Raw genomic sequence first — 26,332 nt, forward strand, 5'->3', positions numbered from 1 at the left:
GGGGCGGCCGGGCCTTCCGGGCTTAGTTGAACGAGTCGCCGCAGGCGCAGGAGCCCGTGGCGTTCGGGTTGTCGATCGTGAAGCCCTGCTTCTCGATGGTGTCGACGAAGTCGATGGACGCACCGTGCAGGTACGGGGAGCTCATCCGGTCGGTGACGACCTTCACACCGTCGAAGTCCTTCACGACGTCGCCGTCGAGGGAGCGCTCGTCGAAGAAGAGCTGGTAGCGCAGGCCGGAGCAGCCACCGGGCTGGACGGCGACGCGCAGCGCCAGGTCATCGCGGCCTTCCTGCTCCAGCAGGGTCCTGACCTTTTCGGCGGCGGCGTCGGACAGGAGGATGCCGTCGCTCACGGTGGTCTTTTCGTCCTGTACGGACATCTGCATTCACTCCCGAAGTGGGCGGCTCCCCGCCGGGAGCGGGGAAACGTCGGACTCTTGCCGTCGGTGGCAACGAGCGGGACCGCGGATTCATTCCGGGACCCGACGCGTGTTTCAGAAATTCCATGCTCGCACACCCCCGCGCGGTGGTGGGTCCCCACGAGGTCTCCGTGCCGGGCGGGCGAATTCGTCACATCGACACTATCGGCATCGTCAAAGTGACGTGAAGCAGTTATGATAGATAACGTCAAATAGACGAGAAGTCGAAGCGATGGCTTCAGAGTGGCTTCAGAAGTCCCTTGTCGCAGAACAGAAAGGGTGCGTGTCGTGACCACCGCCCAGCCTTTGGACAACCAGCCTTTGGACGTCCAGCCGACGCCCCTTGCCTTGCTGCTGCTCGGCCGTGAGGCCGACCCCAAGAGCGAGCGCGGGGTGGAATGCCCCGGCGACCTGCCCTCGCCGTCGGACCCGGACCTCGTGGCGCGCGCCCGCGCCGCCAAGGAGAAGCTCGGGGACAAGGTCTTCATCCTCGGCCACCACTACCAGCGTGACGAGGTCATCGAGTTCGCCGACGTCACCGGTGACTCCTTCAAGCTCGCCAAGGACGCGGCCGCCAGGCCGGAGGCCGAGTACATCGTCTTCTGCGGCGTCCACTTCATGGCCGAGTCCGCGGACATCCTCACCTCGGACGCCCAGAAGGTGGTCCTGCCGGACCTGGCCGCCGGCTGCTCGATGGCCGACATGGCCACCGCCGAGCAGGTCGCGGAGTGCTGGGACGTGCTGACCGAGGCCGGTATCGCCGGAGCCACCGTCCCCGTCTCGTACATGAACTCCTCGGCCGACATCAAGGCCTTCACGGGCAAGCACGGCGGCACGATCTGCACCTCGTCCAACGCGAAGAAGGCCCTGGAGTGGGCGTTCGAGCAGGGGGAGAAGGTGCTCTTCCTCCCGGACCAGCACCTGGGCCGCAACACCGCCGTCCGCGACATGGGCATGACCCTCGACGACTGCGTGCTGTACAACCCGCACAAGCCGAACGGCGGCCTGACCGTCGAGCAGCTGCGGAACGCCAAGATGATCCTGTGGCGCGGTCACTGCTCGGTGCACGGCCGGTTCTCGGTCGACTCGGTCAACGACGTGCGCGCCCGCATCCCCGGCGTGAACGTGCTGGTCCACCCGGAGTGCAAGCACGAGGTCGTGGCGGCCGCGGACTACGTCGGCTCCACCGAGTACATCATCAAGGCGCTGGAGGCGGCCCCGGCCGGCTCCAAGTGGGCCATCGGCACAGAGCTGAACCTCGTCCAGCGTCTGGCGAACCGGTTTGCCGCCGAGGACAAGCAGGTCGTCTTCCTCGACAAGACGGTCTGCTTCTGCTCGACCATGAACCGCATCGACCTCCCCCACCTGGTGTGGACCCTGGAGTCCCTGGCCGAGGGCAACCTCGTCAACCAGATCCAGGTCGACAAGGAGACCGAGAGCTTCGCCAAGCTCGCCCTGGAGCGGATGCTCGCGCTTCCGTAGCCCGGCCCGGCGGCAACGACCGGCGACAACGACCGAAGGGCCGCCCCTCGTGCGAGGGGCGGCCCTTCGGCGTGTGGGTGCGTACGGACCTCGGCCGTCAGGCCTCAGTCCTCCGTCCTCCGTCCTCAGACCTCAGACCTTGACCGGGCTCTCGTCCTCCGCGGAGGCGGACGGGGCCGGGACCACGGTCAGGCGGGCCGTCTTCTTCGCGCTGCGGCGCTCCTTGCGGAGCTCCAGCATCGTGTAGAGGGTCGGCACCAGGAGCAGGGTCAGCAGGGTGGAGCTGATCAGGCCGCCGATGACGACCACCGCGAGCGGCTGCGAGATGAAGCCGCCCTCGCCGGTGACGCCCAGCGCCATCGGGAGCAGCGCGAAGATCGTCGCCAGTGCCGTCATCAGGATCGGGCGCAGACGGTGGCGGCCGCCCTCGACGACCGCCTCGATCACGCCGTAGCCCTGGGCCCGGTACTGGTTGACGAGGTCGATCAGGACGATCGCGTTGGTCACGACGATGCCGATGAGCATCAGCATGCCGATCAGCGCCGGGACGCCGAGCGGGGTGCCGGTGACCAGGAGCAGGCCGAGCGCGCCGGTCGCCGCGAAGGGGATGGAGACCAGCAGGATCAGCGGCTGGACCAGCGAGCGGAACGTGGCGACCAGCAGCATGAACACGATCGCGATGGCCGCGAGCATGGCCAGGCCCAGCTGGCCGAAGGCCTCGCTCTGGTCCTGTCCGACGCCGCCGATGGTGGCCGTGGCGCCCGCGGGCAGGTCCAGGGCCTTGATCTTCGACTGCAGGGTGGAGCTGACGGCGCCGGTGTTGTCGCCGACCGGCTTCGCGCTGATGGTCGCGGCGCGGGCGCCGTCGATCCGGGTCATCGCGACGGGGCCGGGGACCTCCTTGACCTCGGCGATGTCACCGAGCTTCACCGGGCCGACGGGCAGCGCCCGCAGCTCGGCCAGGGTGGTGGCCGGCTGTGCGGACTTGATGACGATGTCCCGCTCGGTGTCGTCCAGTACGGCCTTGCCCGCCGGGTTGCCGCGTACGGCCTGGCCGACGATGGCGCCGAGCGCGGCCTGGTTCAGGCCGAACTCCGCGGCCTTGGGGGTGGCGGTGACCGAGATCCGGGGCACGGACTGGGACAGGTCGCTCTGGACGTCGGTGACGTCCTCGATCTTCGCCACCTCGGCGCGGACCTGCTCGGCGGCCCGGGCGAGGACGGCCCCGTCACCGGCCTTGACGACGACGCTGAGGTTCTGGCTGCCGAAGCCGTCGCCGGCCGCGATGGTGGTCTGGCCTATGCCGTCGAGACCCTTCAGGGCGGTCTCGATGTGCTTCTTGGCCGACTCGGTCTTGCCCGAGTTCTCCAGCGTGACCTGGTACGAGGCCTGGTTGGAGCCCGTACCGCCGCCGAAGGCGGCCATGAAGCCGGAGGAGCCGACGGTGACCTGGTAGTCCTTGACCCCGTCGGTCCCGTCCAGGACCTTCTCGACCTTGCGGCTCGCCTCGTCGGCGGCGGCCAGCGAGGTGCCGGGCGGCAACTGCTGCTTGATGCTCAGGACTTCCTGCTCGCCCTGGTCGAAGAAGTTCGTCTTGAGCAGCGGGGTCATGCCCAGCGTCGCGACGAACACCACGACGGCGACGACCAGGGTGGCGGCCCGGCGGCGGGTGACCAGGCCCAGCGCCCGTACGTAGAACTGCTGGAGCTTGCTGCGGGACTCCTTCTCCTCGGCCTCGCGGCGGGCCTTCTCGATGCTCGCGGCGTCCCCCTCGCTGACGCCCTTCGGCGCGCGCAGGAACCAGTACGAGAGCACCGGCACGACCGTCAGGGAGACGAGCAGCGAGGCCAGCAGGGCCGCGGTGACGGTGATGGAGAACGGGCCGAAGAACTGGCCGACCATGCCGCCCACGAAGGCGATCGGCAGGAAGACGGCGACGGTGGTGAGCGTGGAGGAGGTGACCGCGCCGGCCACCTCCTTGACCGCGGTGATGATCGCGTGCTGCCGCTCCTCGCCGTAGCCGAGGTGCCGCTTGATGTTCTCCAGGACCACGATCGAGTCGTCGACGACCCGGCCGATGGCGATGGTGAGCGCGCCCAGCGTCAGCATGTTGAGGGACAGGTCGCGGGTCCACAGCACGATCAGCGCGAGGACGACGGACAGCGGGATGGAGACCGCGGTGACCAGCGTCGAGCGCAGCGAGCCGAGGAAGACCAGGATCACGACGACCGCGAAGACCAGGCCGAGCAGGCCCTCGGTGGTCAGGCCCGAGATGGACTTGGCGACGGCCGGGCCCTGGTCGCTGACCACGGTCAGGTCGGCGCCGGAGCCGAGGGTGGAGCGGAGCTCGGGCAGCTTGTCCTTGACCGCGTCCGAGATGGCGACGGCGCTGCCGTCCTTGTCCATGGTCAGCATGAGGGCGAGGCTGGGCTTGCCGTTGGTGCGGGTGAGGGAGTCGGCCTTGGCGGGCTCCTGCTTCACGCCGGCCACGTCACCGAGGCGGACGGCGGGCTTGCCCGGTCCGGCGGTGAGGCGCAGGTCCTCCAGCTGGGCGAGCGAGGTGAAGCCCGAACCGACGCGCACGGTGCGGTTCTTGCCCGCTTCGTCGAAGGAGCCGGCGGGGACGGTGGCGCCGCCCGCCTGGAGGCCCTGGGCCAGGGCGGCGCCGTCGAGGCCTGCGGCGGCGAGCTTGGCGTCGTCGGGGGTGACGGTGACCTGGAGGTCCCGGACCCCGTCCACGGTGACCTGGCCGACGCCCGCGATGTCCTCCAGCACGGGGACCACGGACTGGTTCAGCTGGTCGGCCAGCGCCTGCTGGTCCTTGTCGGAGGTGACGGCGAGGACCACGGTCGGGATGTCGTCGGTGGAACCGGCGATCACCTGCGGGTCCACCTCGGCGGGCAGCCGTACGCGGGCCCGGTTGACGGCCTGCTGGACGTCGGCGACGAGCTGCTTGGTGCCGTCGTCGCCGTAGTCGAAGGTCGCCATGATGAGGGCGTTGCCCTCGCTGGCGGTGGAGGTGATGCCGGTGATGCCGTCGACGCCCTTGAGCATGGCTTCGATCGGTTCGACGACCTGCTTCTCCACCACGTCGGGCGAGGCGCCCTGGTACGGCGCGAGCACGGACACCATCGGCAGGTCGATGGAGGGCAGCAGCTGCTGCTTGAGCTGCGGGATGGCTATGGCGCCGAAGAGGAGCGCGACGAGCGACACGAGGCCGACCAGCGCCCTTTGGGCGAGGCTGAAGCGGGACAGCCGGAACATGGCTATGGGGATCTCTCTGCAGGGACGCGGTGACGTCTACGAGGCGTGACGGAGCCGTGCCTTCGGGCACGCGCGGGGCCCCTCAGCCTCTCGTGCGCACGGGCGCGCCGACGTCGCCCCCAGGTCCCGTCCTTATCCGGGGCATACCGCGTCCGCAGTAGGCGGGCCTACTCCGAAGTGCTCCGGACTCCCGCGGAACTCCCCGGAATTACTCGGTCCTGGGCCGGACTAGTCCCGATTCATACGCGATGACCACCAATTGCGCCCTGTCACGGGCACCGAGTTTGGACATGGCCCGGTTCACGTGGGTCTTGACGGTGAGCGGGCTGACTTCCAGCCTGCGGGCGATCTCGTCGTTGGACAGGCCCGCCGCCACGAGGACGAGGACCTCGCGCTCGCGTCCGGTCAGCGCGGCGAGGCGCTGTACGTGGGCCGCGCCCGCGGCGGGGGTGGTCCCGTCGCCGCCGCCCTGCGCGAGGAAGGTGGCGATGAGCCCCTTGGTGGCGGCCGGGGAGAGCAGCGCGTCGCCGGCGGCGGCGACGCGGATGGCGTTGAGCAGTTCCTCCGGCTCGGCGCCCTTGCCGAGGAACCCGGAGGCGCCCGCCCGCAGGGCCGCCGCCACGTACTCGTCCACCTCGAAGGTCGTCAGCATCACCACGCGCACGGCGGCGAGTTCGGGGTCGGCGCTGATCAGCCGGGTGGCGGCGAGCCCGTCGGTGCCGGGCATCCGGATGTCCATGAGCACGACGTCGGGCCGGGCCGTGCGCGCCAGCTCGAAGGCCTGCGCCCCGTCGGAGGCCTCCCCGACGACGCACATGTCGGCCTCGGAGTCGACGAGCACCTTGAACGCGCTGCGCAGCAGGGCCTGGTCGTCGGCGAGGAGCACCCGGATGGGCGTCGGGGCCTGGTTCAAGGTCTCTTCCACGCCCCGACCCTACGTCGTCCCGCGCGGCGGGCCCGGACCGGCGGCGCCGGCCAGGCGGTACCGGCCAGACGGCCTAGCCCAGGGCCAGTACCACCAGGGCCGTCGTCGCCGAGACCTCGGCCAGGGCTCCGAACACGTCGCCGGTGACCCCGTCGAAGCGGCGCACGCAGCGCCGGAGCAGGGCTTCCGCCGCCAACAGGGCGGCCAGGACCGCCACCGCGTGCTGCGCGGCGACCGGCAGGCCCATCGGCAGCGCGGCGGCGGCGGACAGGAGCACCGTGAGCACGGCGACCCGGGCGGCGGTGCGGAAGGGGACGACTCCGGCGACCGCCGCGCCCAGTCCTTCGGGGCGGGCCGGGGGGACCCCGTCGCGGGAGGCCAGGGTCATGGCGAGCCGGGCGGTGACGGCCGCGACCACGGCGGCCAGCGCACCCCGGGTCCAGCTGTCGGCGTACACGTCGGCCAGCGCCGCGACCTGGACCAGCAGCACGAACACCAGCGCCACCACCCCGAAGGGGCCGATGTCGGACTGCTTCATGATGCGCAGCGCGGCGTCGGCCGGCTTGGCGCTGCCCAGTCCGTCCACCGTGTCGGCGAGGCCGTCCAGGTGCAGGCCGCGGGTCAGGGCCGCCGGTACGGCGACGGTGACGGCCGCGGCGAGCAGCGGGCCACCGCCGCACAGCAGCAGGAGCACCCCGGGCACGGCGGCGAGGAGCCCCACGACGAGCCCGGCGAGCGGGGCGCAGGCCATGCCGGTGCGGGCGGCGGGACGGTCCCAGCGGGTGATGCGCGCGGGCAGCACGGTGAGCGTGCCGAAGGCGAAGCGGACCCCGTCGAGCAGGGAGGCCCGGTCCGGGGGCGGGGTCAGGGGCGGGCCGTCGTACGAATCTGTCATCGGCGCGAACGCTACCCGCTCGACGGGACCGGTAAGTTACCCATAACGCCCCAAATGGTGAGGTGGTGGCATGGGTCACTGGTGGTATCGCAACATTATGGAGCCGGGGAAGCTCCCGCTGCTCCTCGCGCTGGTCTCCTTCGTCCTGTCCTTCCTGGTCACCCGGGTGATCACCCGCATGATCCGGGCGGGCCGGGGACCCTTCAAGAACGTCACCCCGGGCGGCATGCACATCCACCACGTGGTTCCCGGCGTGATCCTCGTGATCATCGGCGGTTTCGGCGCGATCGGCAGCGCCCGGCACAGCTTCGGGGCGGGGCTGTCGGCCGTGATCTTCGGGCTGGGCGCGGGGCTGGTGCTGGACGAGTTCGCGCTGATCCTGCACCTGGACGACGTCTACTGGAGCGAGCAGGGGCGCAAGAGCGTGGAGATCGTGGTCCTGACGGCGGCGATCGTGGCGCTGGTGCTGGGCGGCTTCCTGCCCTTCGGGGTCAACGACCTCACCGAGGACGAGCGGCACAACCGCGGCCTGGTCGCCATGAACACGGCGACCAACTTCTTCCTCGCCCTGATCGCCCTGTGGAAGGGCAAACCGCGCACCGCGTTCTTCGGCACGGTCATCCCCTTCGTCGCGCTGATCGGCGCGATCCGCCTCGCCCGGCCCGGTTCCCCGTACGCGAAGAAGTTCTACGCCAACCGCCCGAAGGCCCGCGCCAAGGCCGGGCTGCGCGCCTTCCACCACGACCGGCGGTGGGCCTCGCCGCGGCGCAGGTTCGAGAACTTCATCGGCGGCACGCCCGACCCGGAGCAGAAGGCCGTCACGAAGAAGCCGCACTGACCCGGCGGCCGCTACGGAGACGGCGCGAGGGCCCGCCCCCTCGGGGACGGGCCCTCGCGTTCACGTCGTACGGCCACGGCCACGGCCCGCGTCGCGGCCCGCGTCGCGGCCCGCGTCGCGGCCCGCGGCCCGGCCCGGGATCAGCCCGGGATCAGGCCGTCGTCGCTGAGCATCTCCCGCACCTCGTCCAGTGAGGCGTCGGGGGCGGGCAGGATCAGCTCCGACGGCTCCAGCGCCTCGTCGGGCAGCGGTCTGCCGAGCCGCCGTACGGCTTCGAGGAGCTCGCCCAGCGTGCGCCGGAAGCCTGCCTCGTCACCGCTCTCCATCTCCGCGAGCAGTTCGTCGTCCAGCTTGTTGAGCTCGGTGAAGTGGCTGTCCGCCAGCTCCACCTGACCTTCCCCCATGATGCGGACAATCATGACGGGCCCCGTCCTACTGCTTGTCGAACCGGTGCTGGGTCTGCGGCTGCTGGCCGGCGCCCGGGGCGCCGCCCTCGATGGCCGACTGCGGGGCGGAGGTGCCGCCCGCCAGCTCGGCCTTCATGCGCTGGAGCTCCAGCTCCACGTCCGTCCCGCCGGAGAGGCGGTCGAGCTCGGCCTGGATGTCGTCCTTGGAGCCGAGGCCGCTCTGGTCGTCGAGCGCGCCGGAGGCCAGCAGCTCGTCGATCGCGCCGGCGCGGGCCTGGAGCTGCGCCGTCTTGTCCTCGGCGCGCTGGATGGCGAGGCCGACGTCGCTCATCTCCTCGGAGATGCCGGAGAAGGACTCGGCGATCCGCGTCTGCGCCTGGGCGGCCGTGTACGTGGCCTTGATGGTCTCCTTCTTCGTGCGGAAGGCGTCCACCTTGGCCTGCAGCCGCTGCGCGGCGAGGGTCAGCTTCTCCTCCTCGCCCTGGAGGGTCTGGTGCTGCACCTCCAGGTCGCTGACCTGCTGCTGCAGCGAGGCGCGGCGGGACAGGGCCTCACGGGCCAGGTCCTCGCGGCCCAGGGCCAGCGCCTTGCGGCCCTGGTCCTCCAGCTTGCTGGACTGGCCCTGGAGCTGGTTGAGCTGCAGTTCCAGCCGCTTGCGGGAGGTCGCCACGTCGGCAACGCCGCGGCGCACCTTCTGAAGCAGCTCCAGCTGCTTCTGGTACGAGTAGTCGAGGGTCTCGCGCGGGTCCTCGGCCCGGTCCAGGGCCTTGTTCGCCTTCGCGCGGAAGATCATCCCCATACGCTTCATGACACCGCTCATGGGCTTCGCGCGCCCCCTTCTAGACGGACTGTGCTCCAGGTCACCAACAAGACCCACAGTACGGGCCCTGTCTCTATTACCGCACTGTTCGAGCGGGGATGCGCTCCTCCTCCAGGACGACTGCTCGTCCGCCGTGTCAGGCGTAAGGAGTAGGTGCTTCCCCCAGGAAGGACGCCCGCCGTTGCCGGATCGTTCCCCGCCGGGATGGGGCGCGTGCCCTCAACCACGTACCCTTGGGTTTTGTGTTTGGTAGCCGATCCTCCAAGGAAGAGAAGGACGCCGCCACCGACAAGGTGAGCGCCGACCTCTCGCAGTCCCGTGACCCTCAGGCCCCGAAGGGCCGCCCGACGCCGAAGCGTGCTGTGGCCCAGTCGCAGCGCAAGGCCGTGGTGGCCTCGACCGGCAACCGCAAGGAGGATGCCAAGCGAGCTCGTGAGCGCCGCCGGGTCGAGATGACCAAGCAGCGCGAGGCCCTCGCCAATGGCGACGAGCGTTATCTGCCCAACCGCGACAAGGGTCCCGTGCGCAGGTACGTGCGCGACTTCGTGGACTCCCGCTTCTCCGTCGCCGAGATGTTCCTGCCGCTGGCCGTGATCATCCTGGTGCTGAGCATGGTGCGGGTGCCGTCCATCCAGAACATCGCGCTCCTGCTGTGGCTCGGCGTGATCGCGCTGATCATCGTCGACTCCATCGGCATGTTCATCCGCCTGCGCAAGGCCCTGAACGAGCGCTTCCCGAACGAGCCCAAGCGCGGCGCCGTCGCGTACGGCCTGATGCGCACGCTCCAGATGCGCCGACTGCGTCTGCCGAAGCCGCAGGTCAAGCGCGGGGAACGGCCCTGAGCCGAGGAACGCCCGGAGCGTTCGGCGGGGGTGGCTTCACGGACGGGGCCCGGCTTTGGCTCGAAGGCCTGGGCGGGCTCCGCAACGTGGTGCGCCAAGAACTCGTCGGCCGTCAGGTCGACGAGCAGATCGCGCACCGCTTCCCCGTGGGGCAGCGGCTGCGCGTCCTCGACGTCGGCATGGGCCAGGGCACCCAGGCGCTGCGCCTGGCCCGAGCCGGGCACATGGTGACCGGGCTGGAGCAGGACCCGGCCATGCTGGCCGTCGCCCGTGAGGTGCTGGCCGCCGAGCCCCCCGGGATCCAGGACCGCGTCCGCCTCATGGAGGGCGACGGCCGGGAGACCGGCGCACACTTCCTGCCGGGCAGCTTCGACGTCGTGCTCTGCCACGGCGTCCTCATGTACGTGCCCGAGCCGGACGCCATGCTCGCCGGCCTCGCCCGGATGCTGGCCCCCGGCGGACTGCTGTCCCTGCTGGTGCGCAACGGCGACGCCCTCGCGATGCGGCCCGGCCTGCACGGCGACTGGACGGCCGCGCTGGCGGCCTTCGACGGCGTCGACTACAGGAACCGGCTGGGCCTGGACGTACGCGCCGACCGGCTGGCCACGCTGACCGCGACCCTGTCGGGGATCGGCGCCCCGCTGCAGACCTGGTACGGCGTGCGCGTCTTCACCGACGGCACCGAGGCCGGGGACCAGCTCCCCGCCGACGAGGAGCTGGAGAGGCTGCTCGCCGCCGAGGACCGCGCCGGGCGGACCGACCCCTACCGCGGGGTCGCCGCGCTGCTGCACCTGTGCGGCGTACGGGGCTGAGCGCCCGAGCACCCCTTTGCACGAGCGCCCGAGCACCCCTTGCACGGCAGAGCCCGGACCCCCGAGGGAGTCCGGGCTCTCGCGCACCCGGCCGGAACCGGTCGGCGCCGGTTAGAGTTCGGCGGCCTCGCGCAGGCTCATCGTGTAGAGCTGGACCCCGTTGTCGTCGGACAGCTTCACCTGTTCCGTACCGCCCTCGAGGAGGTCCTTCCAGTACTCGCCGATCCAGGATTCGGCGTCCCCCTGCGTGGTGAACTCCTCCGGCACCACCGACGGGCTCGTCTCATCGCCGTCGGCCGTCTCGAACCGCCACGTCCACGCCATGTCCGCCTCCGTTGCTCGTCCGCTTCTCACACGCTTCTCGCCTTGAGTGTGCCCGCAGACTAACCGGGCGCGCAGCAGTCCCGGCGACGCGGGAGGATCATCCTGTGGAACTCACTCTGCTCGGCACCGGCACACCCGAAGGACTGCCCCGCCCCGGCTGTCCCTGCGCCGCCTGCGCGCTCTCCGTGGGGCCCCGGGCGCGCGCCGCCACCTCCGTGCTCGTGGACGGGGCGCTGCTGCTGGACCTGACCCCCGGGGCGGTGCTCGCCGGCGCCCGGGCGGGGCATTCGCTGGCCGCCGTACGGCAGGTCCTGCTGACCCACCCGCACGACGGCCCCGCCGTGGAGCTGCCGCCGGGGCTGCCGGCGGCAGGGCGGGTGCCGGACGGGCGGGAGCTCGCGGTGATCTCGGGGCACCGGGTGCGGGCCGTGCCGATGGACGCGCCGGGCACCGGGTACGAGGTGACCGGGCCGGACGGCGCCCGGATGCTGTACCTGCCGCCGGGCGGCGCCCCGGCCGGGACCTCGGGCACCAGCGGGCGGCGCCCGTACGACGTGGTCCTCGCGGACGTGCTCGGCCGGCCGGAGGCGCTGGCGCGGCTTCGGGCCAGCGGGGCGGTGGGCCCGGCGACGGACGTGATCGCCGTCCACCTGGACCACGACACCCCGCCGGGAGCGGAACTGGAGCGCCGGTGCGCGGCCGCGGGCGCGCGGACGGTGGCGGACGGGACCACGGTGGCGGCCGGGGAGTACCGGCCGGCGCCGGAGGTGCCGCGGCGGACCCTGGTCCTGGGCGGTGCCCGCTCGGGCAAGTCGTACGAGGCCGAGCGCCGGCTGACCGGCTACCCGGAGGTCGTCTACGTGGCCACCGGCGGTACCCGCGAGGGCGATGCGGAATGGGCGGCGCGGGTCGGGCTCCACCGCGAGCGCAGGGCGGCTTCCTGGCGGACGGTGGAGACCTGCGATCTGGTGCCGCTGCTGGAGCAGGACGGCCCGGCCCTGCTCGTCGACTGCCTGGCGCTGTGGCTCACGGACGCCATGGACCGGGCCGGGGCCTGGGACGACGCGGTCTGGGCGGACAAGGGCGCCGCGGAGCTGCGGGAACGGACCGCATCGCTCGTGGCGGCCGTCCGCGCGACCCGCCGGCCGGTGGTGCTGGTCAGTAACGAGGTCGGCTCGGGCGTGGTCCCCGCGACCGCGTCGGGGCGCCGGTTCCGGGACGAGCTGGGGCGGCTGAACGCGGGGGTCGCCGGGGAGTGCGAGCACGTCCTCCTGGTGGTGGCGGGGCAGGCTCTGGTCCTCAAGCAATAGCCGCGGGCACCGGCAACGGAACGCGGCGCACGGACCGTTCGGGCACCGCTGGGGCCAGGCGTCGCGGGGCAGACGGGAGTTTGACGACAGGCCCTGGGGGCCGCTGTACCCTCTGGCAAATGACCACGCTGAATCTCGACGACTTCTCCGATCTGATCGAGCGCCCCGACGGGGGCGTCCGGCGTGACGCCGAGGAACGCCGTGAACGGCTGGCCGTGCCGATCGGGGCGCTGGGGCGGCTCGACGAACTCGCCGAGTGGCTCGCCGCCGCGCAGGGGCGGGTACCGGTCAAGCCGATCGAGCGGCCCCGCGTCGTGCTGTTCGCCGCCGACCACGGGGTGGCCTCCGAGGGGGTCTCCGTGCGTCCCGCCGGCAGCGCCCACGAGTTGGTGCGCGCCGTCCTGGACGGGCGGAGCCCGGTGGCGGTCCTGGCCGCGCGGTTCGGCGCCTCCGTACGGATCGTGGACGCCGGCCTGGACTGCCATCTCGACCTGCTGCCCCAGGAGATCACCAAGCACCGCGTCCGGCGCGGGAGCGGGCGGATCGACGTCGAGGACGCGCTGACGACCGAGGAGGCCGAGGCCGCGCTGCGCCTCGGGATGCAGATCGCCGACGAGGAGGCCGACTCCGGGACCGACCTGGTCGTCCTCGGTGACCTGAGCGTCGGCGGGACCACCGTCGCCGCGACCCTCGTCGCCGCCCTGTGCGGCACCGACGCCTCCGTGGTCACCGGCCGCGGCGGCATGCCGATCGACGACCTGACCTGGATGCGCAAGTGCGCGGCGATCCGCGACGCGCTGCGACGCGCCCGGCCCGTCCTCGGGGATCAGGTCGCGCTGCTCGCGACGGTCGGCGGCGCCGACGTCGCCGCGATCACCGGCTTCCTGCTCCAGTGCGCGGTGCGCCGTACCCCCGTGATCCTCGACGGGGTCGTTTCGGCGGCCTGCGGGCTGGTGGCCCAGCGGGCCGCTTTCCGGGCCCCGGACTGGTGGCTGGCCGGACAGGCCAGCGGAGAGCCCGGCCAGGCCAAGGCACTGGACCGGATGGCGCTCAACCCCGTGCTCGACCACGGCGTCACTGTGGGAGAAGGAACCGGGGCGCTGCTGGCTCTTCCCCTCGTCCAGGCGGCCGCCGCACTCGCGGCGGAACTCCCCGAACGAGCGGCCGAGCCCACCGAATGAGTCGCAGGAGCCCGCGGCCTCGACCAGGCCGCGGTCCTCCGGAGCGAAGCACGGACCGCGATGCCCCATATCATCGCTTTTTATGGGAGAGGTCCGTTTGACCAGCGCAGAGACCGATCGGAAGACCGACCGAGGAACCGGTGGGGATCCGAACGGCAGAAACAATCCGGGGGGCGGGCGGGGGAACGCCCAGGCCAACCCCCAGGCCAATGCCAATGCCAATGCCAACACCAGTGCCCAGGGAGACACCCGGGGAAGCGGCCGGGGCAGCGTCCGCTCGCGGCGCAGCGCCACCTTCGCGGTGTGGTATTTGCGTGCCGTCACCTTCGTCAACCTGCTCAGCGCGGTGTGGTTCTCGCTCGGCCAGGACCTGCGCCGGCACAGCACCGCCGATTTCTACACCCCGTACCTGCTCACGGCGGGCTTCGCCTCCGCGGCGTTCTCGCTGCTGCTCACCGCCACCATGGGCCGCCGCAAACGCGCGGCCTGGATCTTGAACCTCGTGCTCAGCGGGCTGCTCCTGGCGGCCTTCGCGATGGCCGCCGTGGCCTCCTTCACCCCGTGCTCGGGGGGCTCGTACGAGTTCTGCTATCCGGAGTTCCGCGTCCACCCGCAGAACTGGGTGGCCTTCGGGCTGACCGCGCTCTTCGTCGGCGCCCTGCTGCTGGGCCGCCGGGAGTTCTACGCCAAGGGAGACCGCTCCAACCCGCTGCTGGCCAGCCTGGTCGCCTCCGTCGGCCTGCTGGTGACCTCGCTGGTCGCCGCCCTGCTCGTCGGCGCGACCAACACCGATCCGGACGCCGCGGACGCCACGTTCCTGGCCCGCTGGCGGTACGGCGTGATGCGGCTGGTCACCCTGGCGCCGGACGACAAGGCATACAACACGATCACCACCCCGGGCTGGGTGGACGTGGCGATCAACGTGATGTCCACGCTGCTGCTGCTCGCCGTCCTGTTCGCGGCCTTCCGCTCGCGCCGCGCCGTGGACCCGATCGGCGAGGAGGACGAGGAGAAGCTCCGTCTGCTGCTCGCCCGGCACGGCGACCGCGACTCGCTGGGCTACTTCGCGCTGCGCCGCGAGAAGTCCGTCATCTGGTCCCCCACCGGCAAGGCCGCGGTCACCTACCGCGTCGTCGGCGGGGTCTCACTGGCCTCCGGCGACCCGATCGGCGACCCCGAGGCCTGGCCCGGCGCCATCGACCCGTGGCTGGCCGAGGCCCGCGAGCACGGCTGGGTCCCCGCCGTGATGGGCGCGAGCGAGGAAGCCGGGCAGATCTACGCCCGGCACGGACTGGACGCGCTGGAGCTCGGCGACGAGGCCATCGTGGAGACCGACGAGTTCACCCTGGAAGGCCGCGCCATGCGGACCGTCCGCCAGGCGTACAACCGGGTCAAGCGGGCCGGGTACACCGTCCGCATCCGCCGCCACGCCGACATCCCGGCCGAGGAGATGGACGTACTCCTGCTGCGCGCCGACGACTGGCGCGACGGCGCGACCGAGCGCGGCTTCTCGATGGCACTGGGCCGGCTGGGCGATCCCGGCGACGGCCAGTGCGTGATGCTGGAGTGCTTCGACGGCGCGGGCGAGCTGCGCGCCGTGCTGTCCTTCGTCCCCTGGGGACCCAAGGGCCTCTCCCTGGACCTGATGCGCCGCGACCGGGATTCCGAGAACGGTCTGATGGAGTTCATGGTCATCGAACTCCTGGAGCGGTCAAAGGAGATCGGGGTCACACAGGTCTCGCTGAACTTCGCGATGTTCCGTTCCGTCTTCGAGCGCGGGTCGAAGCTCGGCGCCGGTCCGGTGCTGCGTCTGTGGCGCTCGCTGCTGAGCTTCTTCTCGCGCTGGTGGCAGATCGAGTCCCTCTACCGGGCCAACGCCAAATACCGGCCGATCTGGGAACCGCGGTTCATGCTCTTCGAGAAGAGTTCGGACCTGCTGCGGATCGGGATCGCGGCGGGCCGGGCCGAGGGCTTCCTGGAAGCACCCGGGCTGCCGAAGTGGATGCACCGCAGACATCTGGAGAGCAAGCGTTGAGCACTGCCTCACTGCGGCGGTTCGCCCGCCGCGAGTGGGGGCCCCTGTACCGGACGGTCCGGGACGCGCTCGTCCGCGACAAGTGGCGGGCGATCCCGATGACCCTCGGCGCGGTCTGCCTGACCGCGGTCTTCCAGGTCGTGCAGCAGACCTCATGGGGCTTCCAGCCGGTGCAGGACCTCGGGTCGGTCAAGGCCGTCGACCCGCTCTGGCTGGCCCTGCTGCGGACCCCGCTGTCGCTGTTCGTCCCGGCGCTGGACCTGCCGGTGTGGGGCGCGCTCGCGCAGATCCTGCTCGTCTTCGGGATCTCTGAGATCTGCATCGGCTGGTGGCGCACGCTGGTCATCGGCTACGTGGCCACCCTGGCCGGGACCACGTACGCGCGGATCGGGCTCTCGCTGGGCCCGGACCACCCCTTCGGCCTGCCCGCGTCGGACCGGATCGTCAACGACACCGGGCCCTCGGCGGCGGTGGTCGGGCTCGCCGTGTACGTCTGCTGGCGCTACCGGGCGTACCTGACCGGATCCGTCGTGATCCTGGTCATGATCGGCGAGCTGCTCTTCAAGGACAACCTGGCGGGCAAGGAACACCTGGCCGCCATCGCCGCGGTGATGCTGATCTGCCTGGTCCGGGCCAAGTGGGGCCCGGAGCGCTCCCGCGCCCCGCTCGGGCGGCGCCCGCCCGCCCCCGGGCCCGCGGCGCCTCCCGCCCCGCCGCCCCGGGTCTGAAAGCGCGCGCGGGGCCGTACCGTATCGGGGTGACGACACACCTCGGGCCGCTCGCCCCCACGCGGCAGTGGATGCGGGACCACCCGCTGGCCACCGACGCCGTACTGGCGTTCGGGGCGCTCGTCGCCATGGTCGTCGGGTCCTTCGCCGACCCGCACGGGGAGCACGGGCCGACCTTCGGGACCCGCACCCCCGAGCCCTTCTCACTGGTCCTCATGGTGCTCGGCGCGGGCACCCTGGTGCTGCGGCGCCGGCGGCCGCGCGCGGTGCTGGCCGTGGCCGTCGGGCTCTCGCTGCTGGAGCTGACCACCGGGGAGCCGCGGGCACCCGTCGCCATGTGCACGGTGATCGCCCTCTACACGGTGGCCTCCCGCACCGACCGGCCCACCACCTGGAGGCTCGGCCTGCTCACCATGGCCGGGCTGACGGGCGTGGCCATGCTGGCCGGACCGCTGCCCTGGTACGCGCAGGAGAACCTCGGCATCTTCGCCTGGACCGGCATGGCCGCGGCCGCCGGGGACGCGGTGCGCAGCCGCCGGGCGTTCATCGACGCCATCCAGGAGCGGGCCGAGCGCGCCGAGCGGACCCGTGAGGAGGAGGCCCGGCGCCGGGTCGCCGAGGAGCGGCTGCGGATCGCCCGGGACCTGCACGACGTGGTGGCCCATCACATCGCCCTGGTCAACGTGCAGGCGGGGGTGGCCGCGCACGTGATGGACAAGCGCCCGGACCAGGCCAAGGAGGCCCTGGCGCACGTACGGGACGCCAGCCGCTCGGCCCTGAACGAGCTGCGGGCGACCGTCGGGCTGCTGCGCCAGTCCGGCGACCCGGAGGCGCCGACCGAGCCCGCGCCCGGGCTGGCGGTCCTGGACGACCTGGTGGGAACCTTCCGGCACGCCGGGCTCCCGGTGAAGGTGATGGTCCAGCTGGGCCCGGCCGCGTCGGTTCCGCTGCCGGCCGCCGTGGACCTGGCGGCGTACCGGGTGATCCAGGAGGCGCTGACCAACGTCCGCAAGCACGCGGGTCCGGGGGCCGGAGCCGAGGTCAGCGTGGTGCGGGTGGGCGGCTCGGTGGAGGTGACCGTGCTGGACGACGGCGGCTCCGCGGCGGACCCCTCGCCGGAACCCGGCGATCCCGGCGGCGGGCACGGCCTGCTCGGCATGCGCGAGCGGGCCGTGGCCCTGGGCGGCTCCTGCTTCGCCGGGCCCCGCTTCGGGGGCGGCTACCGGGTGCACGCGATCCTTCCGGTGGGCTGAGCGGCGGGCGGCCCGGCCGACGCTCAGTAGGCGGTAGGCGGTAGGCGGTAGGCCGTAGGCAGGCGGTCAGCAGGCCTTTCGCCAGGCTCCGAGGTCGTACTTCTTCTCCAGCGAGCTGAGCTTCAGCTCGCGCGAGGCCGGGCAGAACCGGCTCGCCGGGAGCTCGTACTCCACGTGGAAGACCGCCTTGCCCGCCGCGATGAACGGGGTCAGCCGGCCGCACTCGTCGTACTGGGCGCACTGCTCGTTGACGGCGAAGTCGAAGTCCCCCACCAGCTCCGGGATCTGGTCCAGGTCGTTCTTGAGCCCGACCGACAGGCCCCGGTCGTGTGCGAGCCGCACGATCAGCCGGTTGTAGTTCAGCTGGTCGCCCGCGGTGAGCGGGAAGCCGGACTTGTTGCGGTAGGCGTCCATGTTGTCCGGCTCCACCGCGTCGAAGCCCTTGTTCCGGCACATGTCGAAGCGTTCGGCGATCAGCGGTTCCAGTTCCGCGAGCCGCCGGATGTCGAGCCAGCGCTCGCCCTCCCAGCCGTTGCCCTCCCCGCGCATCGACGGAGGGAAGGCCCCGGCGTCCGGCCGGAAGTCCTCCCAGGCACCGGTGGAGAGGTAGCAGATGGTCCGCCGGCCGGCCGCCTTCAGCTCGGCGACCTGCTCCTTGGTGGTGGTGAACCCGTCGATGTCGTAGACCGCCGCCTTCACCGAGGTGTCGAGCTTCCCGGTGAGCTGCCACTGCCAGCTGCCCCCGGGCGCCGGCTGCCAGCGCTCCCCCGGCGCGGGGGCGGGCGAGAGGTCGTCGGGCACGGCCTCCTCGTCGCGGTCCCGGTCCGGTCCGGAGGTGCAGGCCGCGAGCAGCAGGGCGGCGACGACACCGTGGACCAGCAGGCGGCAGCGGCTCTTCGAGCGGGTGGGCGGGCGTCTCATCCGGCGGCCTCCAGGGCGTACGGCAGGGTCCCCCACGGGTGCGCGCCGGTCCCCGGGACCGCGCAGTGCACCCCCGCCCCCCGCTGGGCCGCCAGCCGCTCGGCGAGTTCGGCGGCCGGGGCGCCCGGCGGGACGGCGTAGACGAGGTGGCAGAACCGGTGGGCGGGGTGGTCCGCGGTCCACGGGGGAACGGCCGCGTCCCGGTAGGCGTCCCAGGGGCCCTCGAAGGTGACGAGCAGGTCGGCGAGTTCGGCGTAGCCCGGGTGCGGGTGCACTCCGTGGTTGAGGACGACCGTACGGGCCCCGGCGGCCCGCGCCGCGACGACGAGCCGCCGGTAGTGCGGCAGGAACTCCGGGCCGGCCGCGGCCTGGTCCAGGAACGTCCCGTCCGTGCCGTACCAGTCGCGGTGGCGCAGCAGGTCCTGAACCACGGCGGCGTGCGGGCGGCGCCCGTAGTCGGTGTCGGCGTACCCCAGGACGGGCACCCCGGCCCCGCGGAGCCTTTCCGCGACGGCGGCGAACCGCTCGTCGGGGGCTTCGCCGGGCCCGCTGGCGGGGTTGAGCACCACGGAGTGCAGCCGGCCCGCGGAGCGGATGAGCCGCTCCCAGTACTCGGGGCGGTCGGCGGGGTGCTCGTAGAGGGGCACCAGGAGCATGAGGTCCTTCTTCTCGTACGGGTTCACGTGCATCGGGGGTGACACGGCGGGGGGGGGCCGTGGTCAGCGGTGGGCCGTCGCGCGGCCGAGCAGCAGGCAGACCAGCGTGCCCAGGGCGAGCGCCGCGGCTCCGGCGACGGCCAGTTGCACGGCGCGCGGCTGGCCGATCCCCAGGAGCAGGGCCAGGCTCTGCGTGACGGCGGCCGAGGCGCAGACCACCGCGGCGGGCCGGACCGCTCCGAAGGACTGCAGGAGCAGCCCGGTCCACATCACGGCCCCGAGCAGCAGCAGGGTGGCGACCCGGACCCCGGTCAGGCCGGGTGCGCCGGGCCAGAGCAGGGTTCCGGTGAGGCCGAGGACCAGCAGCACCGCCAGGTAGGTGGCGAGGCACCGGGCCAGGGTGGAGAGCATCCGCAGCCGGAACTGCCGGGGCGAGCGGGCCGCGCGCAGGCCGGCGAGGCTGCCGCTGCGGAACCGGTGGAGCAGCCATTCGGCGGGGCCCATGCTGAGGGTGAGCGCCACCGCCGAGGGGGCCGCGACCGCCTCGGCGGGGCCGCCGGCGAGCACCTCCCCCAGGGCCGCGTACAGCACGAGCAGACCGGTGCCCAGGCCGAACACCCCGTACGGGACGGAGTCCCCGAGCCGGGGACCGCGCGGCCCGTACTCCTCCTCGGCGCCGCGCAGCATCTGCCAGCGCACCGGGCCCCGTTCGCCCGGCCGGTGCTCCGTCCAGCCGCGGACGCGGAGCACGAGGGCCCGTACGCCGTCGGCCAGCGGCAGTTCCCGTACGGCCAGGGCGCAGGCGGCCAGGAGGGAGGCCGTCAGCAGGAACACCCGGACGGGGACGGGCGGTTCCAGGAAGAGCGAGAGCAGCGCCCCGGCGGCCATCGGGGCGAGCGCGGCCAGCAGCAGCCGCTCCCGCCCGAGGACGAGCAGCACGGTGGCGGCCCCGACGTACAGGGCCTGACCGGCGGCGAAGGCGTAGGAGAAGGGGGGCCCGCCGGGTACCGCCAGCGCGGCGGCGGTGCCCAGGAGGGCCCCGGCGGGGGCTCCGGCGAGCAGGGTCCGCCCGGCGGCGGCCCGGTCGCCGAGGCCGAGCCAGGAGTACGCCCGGTGGGACAGGGTCTGGTCCCAGACCCAGCCGATGAGCGCCCCGGCGAGCAGGGTGAGCGTCCCGGCGGGCAGCCCGAGCCGGTCCTTGGGGCCGTCCAGCAGGGGTGCGCCCAGCAGGTAGGCGAGCCCGGGCAGGGCGAAGATCACCCCGCGCAGGAGGCAGGCGGTGAGGGGGACCTTCCAGGGGTCGGGGACCTTCTCGGGCTCCGGGAAGGAGCGCGGCACCCGGGCGTAGAGCTCCTCGGCGAGACCGAAGGAGTCCTGGCGCCCGTAGGCGAGGCGGATGTGCTCGTCGGTCATGCCGTCGGATTCCAGGACGGCGGCGATCTCGTCGGGGTGGACTGCGGCGGCGATGAACACGTCGAGGCGCTCGGCGAGTTCGTCCATCGGGTCGGCGGCCGGGCCTGCGCGGCGCGGCCGGGGGATGCCGGGCAGGGCGTCGGCCGCGTCCGCGGCGGGCGCCGTACCGCGCCCGGCGGCCGCGGCGTGGCCGACGGGCACCCAGGCCCCGGCCGGGCCGGGGGGCTTCAGCCAGAGGGATCCGCTCACCACAGGCTCCCGTCGGCGGCGAGTTCCTTGTACCAGGGGTCGGCGAGGCGCTGGGTCCACTGGTCGCCCGCGTGGACGGGCAGGACGGGCTGGCCGGCGAGCTCGCGGTAGATGTGGCGGAAGCCGTCCACGGACTGGTGGAGCGTGAACTTCTCCACCACCCGCTTGCGGGACATCCGGCCCAGTTCCGCGCGGCGTTCGTCGTCGCGGAGCAGGGCGAGGGTGGCGCGGGCCATGGTCTCGGGCTCGCGCGGCGGGACGACGAGGCCGGTGTCGCCGACGGCTTCGCGGACCCCGCCCACGTCGGTGGAGACGGTGGTGCGGCCGCAGGACATGGCCTCGATGATGGAGAAGGGGAAGCCCTCGCTGATGGAGGAGAGCATCACGATGGAGCCGGCCGCGTAGGCCTGCGCGACCTTCTCGATGCGGCCCTCGTAGGAGATCCCGTCGCTCACCCCCAGTTCGGCGGCGAGCTTCTCCAGCCTGAGCTTGTACTCCTCGCAGCCGGCCGGGACCGGGCCGAAGAGGCGCAGCCGCAGGGCGGGGAGCTCCTCGCGCATGAACGCGTAGGCGCGGACGAGGGTTTCGAGGTCCTTGATGGGGTCGATGCGGCCGCACCAGCTGAGGGTGGGGACCTCCGGTTCGGGGCCGGCCTCGGGGAAGGCGTGCGGGTCGACGCCGTTGTAGACGGTGCGGATCCGCTCGGAGTCGGCGCCTCCGCGCTCCTCCCAGCGGCGGTTGTACTGGTTGCACGGGGTGATCAGGTCGGCCTGCCGGTAGCCCTCGGTGTTGAGCTCGCGGTAGAAGCCGAGCATGAGCGCCTTGACGGGCCAGCGCTGTTCGGCGCTGCGGTAGCCGAGGTAGCGCTCGCGGAGGTAGATCCCGTGCTCGGTGAGGAGGAAGGGCACCTCGTCGAGGTACTTGGCGGCGAGCGCGGGGAGGGTGGCCAGTCCGCTGCTGACGGCGTGCGCGACGCTGTCGGGCGGGATCCGCACGGACAGCGGGCGCAGCGCGTGTTCCAGCAGGTCGGTGGCGGTGAGCGCGTCGTGGATGGTGGGCTCGGCGGCGGCGGTGACCAGGCCGGGGCGGGTCCAGACGGTCATCAGCAGGCGCAGCACCGATTCGGAGCGCAGGGCCGCGGCGAGCCGCCCGGAGCGGGCCAGCCGGGCCAGCTCGCGCAGGGATTCGGAGAATCCGCCGCGAGCGGGGTCGAGCAGGGAGAGCAGGAAGGTCTCGTAGGTCTCGGCGAATCCGCGTTTGGCCTTGCCGCGCAGGCCCGAGCGCAGTCTGCGGGCCTGCGGGGCGCCCCAGAGGGGGACGCTGGTGTGGCGGTAGACGTTGCGCGGCAACTCCCAGGTGACCGGCTCCCGTCCGGAGCCGGTCAGGGCTATGACGTTGAAGTCGACCTCCGGCATGCCGCGGACCAGTTGGTCGCACCACGTGCTGACGCCCCCGTGGACGTGCGGGTAGGTGCCTTCGGTGAGCATGGTGACATGGCGCCCATGGCTCATGCGGTGTGTCCCCCCAAGGACGGAAAAGGGGCCGGCGCCCGGGGTTCTCGGAGCGCCGGCGCTAGGTGGTACGCGTGGCTGTCTTGTACGTGCCCGCCCGGATGGTCAGGGCATGGGCAACGTCAGGGCGTGTTCAGCGTGACGGCGCTCTGGAGCAGTTCGGGAGCCGTCCAGGTGGAGCGGGAGCCGGCGTAGGCGGTGCCGAAGTCCGCGGTGCCCAGCAGGAGCTGCTTCTTGGTGCCGGTGGGCGCGGTGACCGGGGCCACGACTCCGGAGGGCGCCTTGACGGTGACGACCTTGCCGATGCGGTAGGCGGTGACCTGGTTGGCGGCGACCGCCGCGTTCCATGCCGCGCGGCGCTGGAACTCGACGCCGGTGTCCTTCATGCTCTGGTTCACGATCGGCGCGGAGGGTGCGTAGAGCGTGCGGTAGGTGTCGAGGACCTGGTTGAGCACCGGGTAGAGGGTGCGGTCCTCGGCGAGGTTGGACTGGTGGACGTAGTGCGGGCGCGGGTCGTTGTTCAGGACGTGCCGCATGGCGGTCCTGGCCTCGGCCGGGACGATGTGGTCCAGGTAGCCCGAAGCGGCGTCGAGGGGGGCCGGCAGGCAGGTGGAGGTGGCGGGGTTGTCCTCGCAGATGCCGCTGCCGCCGTCGGCCCGGCTGGTGTAGATCCAGTTGTACTCGTCGGCCATCTCGGCGTTGGTGCCCGTGTTGTAGTACACGTTCATCGGGTGCCGGGGGACGGTCAGCGCGGCGCCGACCGCCCGCTGCGCGGGCTCGCGGGAGTTGTCGCTGCCCGCCCACTTCACGCCGTTGTCGGCGAGCGCGCCGGCCAGGTTGGGGTTGTCCTGGGCCTGCTGCGGGTTGGTCTTCAGGCCGGAGTGCTCACCGGTGACCAGTTCGGTGCGGTCGGTGGTGATGCCCTTGGAGGCGGCCCAGTTGTTGTTGTCCCGGATCTGCGCCGAGATCTCGGCGCGGCTCATCCAGTTGATCGCGCCGGCGCCGTTCTTCGTGCAGGTCCACGGGACGGTGGTGGTGTCCTGGACGCAGCCGAGGAACGGGTGGGTGTAGGTGTGGTTCATCCACCGGTACTTCGCCCGGTCGGCGACGAGCTGGGCGGTCAGGGCGTCGACCCCGCCATTCTCGGCCTTCCACTCCTCACCGGCGCCGCCGTTGAAGAGCATGTCGAGCTTGAAGTTCTTGGACGTCTGCCACTGCGCCGCGTACACGGCGTCGGCGGCCGTCATCCGGATCGTGGACTCCTGGCCCTCGCCGCCGGCGCAGGCGTAGTCGCCCGGCGTGCAGTTGAGCTCCTTGTTCCAGCGGGCGTCCGGGGCGAAGACGTCGTCGACGTGGACCGCGAAGTAGTTGCGCTCCTGGCCGAGGTGGATGCCCTGGGTCATCCACTCGACGATGCCCCGGGCCAGCAGCCGGAACTGCTGCTGGTACTGGTTGTAGCCGAAGGTGACGACCAGTTCGCTGCGCCCGTCGTGGGCGTACTCGCCGACGAGCGAGGCCCGTCCGGAGCCGACCGGGGCGTCGAGGTAGCTGGTGTAGCCCGGCCGCGGCTTGGCCATGTACCCGTAGCTCTCGGGAATCAGCGGCGAGTTGTCCTCGAAGGCCACCTGCCCCCCGAGGTAGCCGAAGGGGCCCGCCTTGCCGGCGGCGGTGACGGCGGCCTGGGTGCCGTCGAGGGTTCCGCTGTAGCCGCCGTTGTCGGTGTACTCCAGGCCGACGCCCGGGTGCGCCCAGGTGTAGGCGTCGACCTGACGGATTCCGTACGCCGTTTCGTACGCGGTGAGCGCGGCCATCTCGGCCGAGCCCGCCCCGAACGGGTTCTCGTTCGGCAGCACCACGCTCTGGAACTTGGCGCGCGGCCGCCCGTCGACGGTGTCGGCGAGGAACGCCGCGTTGACGACCGGACGGCTCCCGCTGGCCAGGTCGACGCGGGTGTACGGAACCCCCGTGTCGCGGAGCTCCGCCGTGATCGCCTCGACCGAGCTCCCGCCGTCGTCGACGACGAGGACCCGAAGGTCGACTCGCGGAGTGACCGCCGCCTGCGCGGCCGCTCCGGGTACCGCGACGGATGCTATGGCAGCCGCGAGGCAGACGGCGGCGAGCCTGTTCATCCGGTTCTTGTGGACCATTTCGGCCTTTCCCCCCGCAGATCCTCGACTTCGGCCTGTGGCGTTGAGCCAGACCGGGGAGGCTCTGTGGAAATGATGCAAAGGAACCCCGCGTCCCCTTGCGAGAGTGGTCCGAGTGTTTCGGACCTCGTCAGGTCCGAGAGGCAAACCTGGAGCAGAAGCCACAGATGGGTGAACCTGCCCGCCTCGTGATCGAACAACTTGCCAAACCTTCGAGTGGCGTGCGGACGAGTACGTACGCGTAGGCTCATTTCCGGCGGCCATCGGGCCCGAATACGATCGCTACGGACGGCCGTCCACCCACTCGGCCCACACCACCAAAACGGAAGCGAGAATTCACCACCGTGACTGCTCTGACTCTCAGCACTGCCGGACCGGCGACGCTGCGCGCCGACGCCCTCGTCGTCGGCGTGGCGAAGGGCCCCAAGGGCCCCGTCGTCGCCGCGGGCGCCGAGGCCGTGGACAAGGCGTACGACGGCAAGCTCGCCGCCGTGCTCGACGCGCTCGGTGCCTCGGGCGCCGAAGGCGAGACCACCAAGCTGCCGGCCCCGGACGGCCTCAAGGTCCCGGTCGTGCTGGCGGTCGGGCTGGGCGCCCTTCCCGACACGGACGAGTCCTACGACGAGGAGGCGCTGCGCCGCGCCGCCGGCGCCGCCGCCCGTGCCCTGCACGGCACCAAGAAGGCCGCCTTCGCACTCCCCCTGGACGACGCCTCCGCCGTCACGGCCGTGGCCGAGGGCGCACTGCTGGGCGCGTACGCGTTCACCGCGTACCAGGGCGGCGAGAGGAAGGCCTCGGACGGCAACAAGAACAGCGGCCCGAAGCAGCCGCTCGCCGAGATCGCCCTGCTCGGCGCCAAGCCGCGCGACAAGGAGCACAAGGCCGCGGCCGAGCGCGCCACGATCGTCGCGACCGAGATCAACATCGCCCGTGACCTGGTCAACACCCCGCCGAACGACCTCACCCCCGAGGCCTTCGCCGCCGTCGCGAGCGCGGCCGCGAAGGAGAACGGCATCAAGGTCCAGGTCCTGGACGAGAAGGCCCTGATCAAGGGTGGCTACGGCGGCATCATGGGCGTCGGCAAGGGCTCCGAGAACCCGCCGCGCCTGGTGAAGCTCTCCTACACCCACGCCAAGGCGGAGAAGACCCTCGCCTTCGTCGGCAAGGGCATCACCTACGACTCCGGCGGCATCTCCCTGAAGCCGGCCGGCCACAACGAGACGATGAAGTGCGACATGGCCGGCGCCGCCGCCGTCTTCGCCTCCGTCGTCGCGGCCGCCAAGCTCGGCCTCCAGGTCAACATCACCGGCTGGCTCGCGCTCGCGGAGAACATGCCCTCCGGCTCGGCGACCAAGCCGGGCGACGTGCTGCGCATGTACAGCGGCAAGACCGTCGAGGTGCTCAACACGGACGCCGAGGGCCGCCTGGTCCTGGGCGACGCGCTGACCAAGGCCTCCGAGGAGACCCCGGACGCGATCGTCGACGTGGCGACCCTGACCGGCGCCATGGTGATGGCCCTGGGCGACCGCACCTTCGGCATCATGGCCAACGACGACGCCTTCCGCACCTCCATCCACGAGATCGCCGAGGAGGTCGGCGAGGCCTCCTGGCCGATGCCGCTCCCCGAGGACCTGCGCAAGACCATGGACTCCCCCACCGCCGACATCGCCAACATGGGTGTCCGGATGGGCGGCGGCCTGGTGGCCGGCCTCTTCCTCCAGGAGTTCGTCGGCGAGGGCATCACCTGGGCCCACCTCGACATCGCGGGCCCCGCCTTCCACGAGGGCGCCCCGTTCGGCTACACCCCCAAGGGCGGCACCGGCTCGGCCGTGCGCACCCTGGTGCGGCTGGCCGAGCGCACCGCCACCGGCGACCTGGGCTGACGTCCACGGCGTAGCCGA

At 72.1% G+C, this 26,332-nt stretch carries 22 protein-coding genes; 10 read left to right on the top strand and 12 right to left on the bottom strand.

Annotation, left to right across the window (positions count from 1 at the left end):
• Positions 1 to 22: 22 nt before the first annotated feature.
• Entirely contained in the window at positions 23 to 379 is a 357-nt protein-coding gene (gene erpA / locus OG247_RS12905) for an iron-sulfur cluster insertion protein ErpA (RefSeq protein WP_243330017.1), read from the bottom strand.
• A gap of 318 nt (positions 380 to 697) precedes the next feature.
• Here erpA and nadA point away from each other — a divergent pair, with 318 nt between their 5' ends.
• On the top strand, positions 698 to 1,900 hold the full coding sequence (gene nadA, locus OG247_RS12910) for a quinolinate synthase NadA (RefSeq protein WP_327252373.1): 1,203 nt from the start codon (positions 698 to 700) through the stop codon (positions 1,898 to 1,900).
• Between the two features lie 132 nt (positions 1,901 to 2,032).
• On the opposite strand, the gene OG247_RS12915 is transcribed toward nadA, so the two are convergent.
• The 3 genes from OG247_RS12915 to cobS form a co-directional block, all read right to left on the bottom strand.
• Positions 2,033 to 5,164 carry an efflux RND transporter permease subunit gene (locus tag OG247_RS12915; protein WP_327252374.1) on the bottom strand — a complete coding sequence of 1,044 codons (3,132 nt, stop codon included), beginning with the start codon at positions 5,162 to 5,164 and terminating at the stop codon, positions 2,033 to 2,035.
• Between the two features lie 208 nt (positions 5,165 to 5,372).
• Positions 5,373 to 6,089, bottom strand: coding sequence for a response regulator transcription factor (locus tag OG247_RS12920; RefSeq protein WP_327252375.1), 717 nt, complete (start codon positions 6,087 to 6,089; stop codon positions 5,373 to 5,375).
• A gap of 73 nt (positions 6,090 to 6,162) precedes the next feature.
• Complete coding sequence (gene cobS / locus OG247_RS12925; protein WP_327252376.1) at positions 6,163 to 6,984, bottom strand: adenosylcobinamide-GDP ribazoletransferase; 822 nt, start codon at positions 6,982 to 6,984, stop codon at positions 6,163 to 6,165.
• A 70-nt stretch (positions 6,985 to 7,054) separates the two neighbouring features.
• On the opposite strand from cobS, the gene OG247_RS12930 reads away from it, so the two are divergent.
• Entirely contained in the window at positions 7,055 to 7,822 is a 768-nt protein-coding gene (locus OG247_RS12930) for a hypothetical protein (protein WP_327252377.1), read from the top strand.
• A gap of 140 nt (positions 7,823 to 7,962) precedes the next feature.
• On the opposite strand, the gene pspAA is transcribed toward OG247_RS12930, so the two are convergent.
• Positions 7,963 to 8,241, bottom strand: a complete 279-nt coding sequence (gene pspAA / locus OG247_RS12935; protein WP_327252378.1) for a PspA-associated protein PspAA — start codon at positions 8,239 to 8,241, stop codon at positions 7,963 to 7,965.
• Between the two features lie 13 nt (positions 8,242 to 8,254).
• Positions 8,255 to 9,049 carry a PspA/IM30 family protein gene (locus OG247_RS12940; protein ID WP_327252379.1) on the bottom strand — a complete coding sequence of 265 codons (795 nt, stop codon included), beginning with the start codon at positions 9,047 to 9,049 and terminating at the stop codon, positions 8,255 to 8,257.
• A gap of 242 nt (positions 9,050 to 9,291) precedes the next feature.
• Between OG247_RS12940 and OG247_RS12945 the strand changes: the two genes are divergently transcribed.
• On the top strand, positions 9,292 to 9,891 hold the full coding sequence (locus OG247_RS12945) for a DUF3043 domain-containing protein (RefSeq protein ID WP_327252380.1): 600 nt from the start codon (positions 9,292 to 9,294) through the stop codon (positions 9,889 to 9,891).
• Between the two features lie 89 nt (positions 9,892 to 9,980).
• Positions 9,981 to 10,703, top strand: coding sequence for a class I SAM-dependent methyltransferase (locus tag OG247_RS12950; protein ID WP_327257449.1), 723 nt, complete (start codon positions 9,981 to 9,983; stop codon positions 10,701 to 10,703).
• 111 nt (positions 10,704 to 10,814) lie between these two features.
• Here the strand turns inward: OG247_RS12950 and OG247_RS12955 are convergent, their stop codons facing one another.
• A complete protein-coding gene (locus OG247_RS12955; RefSeq protein ID WP_266909368.1) occupies positions 10,815 to 11,027 on the bottom strand; it encodes a hypothetical protein in 213 nt (70 codons plus the stop codon).
• Positions 11,028 to 11,131: 104 nt separating this feature from the next.
• Here OG247_RS12955 and OG247_RS12960 point away from each other — a divergent pair, with 104 nt between their 5' ends.
• From OG247_RS12960 to OG247_RS12980, 5 genes are all read left to right on the top strand, one after another.
• Entirely contained in the window at positions 11,132 to 12,337 is a 1,206-nt protein-coding gene (locus OG247_RS12960) for a bifunctional adenosylcobinamide kinase/adenosylcobinamide-phosphate guanylyltransferase (RefSeq protein ID WP_327252381.1), read from the top strand.
• Positions 12,338 to 12,456: 119 nt separating this feature from the next.
• Complete coding sequence (cobT, locus tag OG247_RS12965) at positions 12,457 to 13,518, top strand: nicotinate-nucleotide--dimethylbenzimidazole phosphoribosyltransferase (protein WP_327252382.1); 1,062 nt, start codon at positions 12,457 to 12,459, stop codon at positions 13,516 to 13,518.
• Positions 13,519 to 13,600: 82 nt separating this feature from the next.
• Positions 13,601 to 15,553 (top strand): phosphatidylglycerol lysyltransferase domain-containing protein, encoded by a 1,953-nt coding sequence (locus tag OG247_RS12970; protein ID WP_327252383.1) that lies wholly within the window; start codon positions 13,601 to 13,603, stop codon positions 15,551 to 15,553.
• Positions 15,550 to 16,281: a hypothetical protein gene (locus tag OG247_RS12975; protein ID WP_327252384.1), complete on the top strand. Its 732-nt coding sequence runs from the start codon at positions 15,550 to 15,552 to the stop codon at positions 16,279 to 16,281. The genes OG247_RS12970 and OG247_RS12975 overlap by 4 nt, the downstream gene beginning before the upstream one ends.
• Positions 16,282 to 16,352: 71 nt before the next feature.
• The gene (locus tag OG247_RS12980; RefSeq protein ID WP_327257450.1) at positions 16,353 to 17,534 is read left to right on the top strand and encodes a sensor histidine kinase; all 1,182 of its coding nucleotides are present in this window, start codon (positions 16,353 to 16,355) and stop codon (positions 17,532 to 17,534) included.
• Between the two features lie 66 nt (positions 17,535 to 17,600).
• Here the strand turns inward: OG247_RS12980 and OG247_RS12985 are convergent, their stop codons facing one another.
• The 5 genes from OG247_RS12985 to OG247_RS13005 form a co-directional block, all read right to left on the bottom strand.
• Entirely contained in the window at positions 17,601 to 18,455 is an 855-nt protein-coding gene (locus tag OG247_RS12985; protein WP_327252385.1) for an endo alpha-1,4 polygalactosaminidase, read from the bottom strand.
• On the bottom strand, positions 18,452 to 19,111 hold the full coding sequence (locus tag OG247_RS12990; protein WP_327257451.1) for a spherulation-specific family 4 protein: 660 nt from the start codon (positions 19,109 to 19,111) through the stop codon (positions 18,452 to 18,454). The genes OG247_RS12985 and OG247_RS12990 overlap by 4 nt, the downstream gene beginning before the upstream one ends.
• Before the next feature lie 63 nt (positions 19,112 to 19,174).
• Entirely contained in the window at positions 19,175 to 20,773 is a 1,599-nt protein-coding gene (locus tag OG247_RS12995) for a hypothetical protein (RefSeq protein ID WP_327252386.1), read from the bottom strand.
• Positions 20,770 to 22,284 carry a GT4 family glycosyltransferase PelF gene (pelF, locus tag OG247_RS13000; RefSeq protein ID WP_327252387.1) on the bottom strand — a complete coding sequence of 505 codons (1,515 nt, stop codon included), beginning with the start codon at positions 22,282 to 22,284 and terminating at the stop codon, positions 20,770 to 20,772. Before pelF ends, OG247_RS12995 begins: the two co-directional genes overlap by 4 nt.
• Before the next feature lie 122 nt (positions 22,285 to 22,406).
• Positions 22,407 to 24,431: a hypothetical protein gene (locus OG247_RS13005; RefSeq protein WP_327252388.1), complete on the bottom strand. Its 2,025-nt coding sequence runs from the start codon at positions 24,429 to 24,431 to the stop codon at positions 22,407 to 22,409.
• A 344-nt stretch (positions 24,432 to 24,775) separates the two neighbouring features.
• Here OG247_RS13005 and OG247_RS13010 point away from each other — a divergent pair, with 344 nt between their 5' ends.
• Complete coding sequence (locus OG247_RS13010) at positions 24,776 to 26,314, top strand: leucyl aminopeptidase (RefSeq protein WP_327252389.1); 1,539 nt, start codon at positions 24,776 to 24,778, stop codon at positions 26,312 to 26,314.
• Positions 26,315 to 26,332: the final 18 nt, after the last annotated feature.

It is taken from the genome of Streptomyces sp. NBC_01244, from assembly GCF_035987325.1.
Taxonomy (GTDB): domain Bacteria; phylum Actinomycetota; class Actinomycetes; order Streptomycetales; family Streptomycetaceae; genus Streptomyces.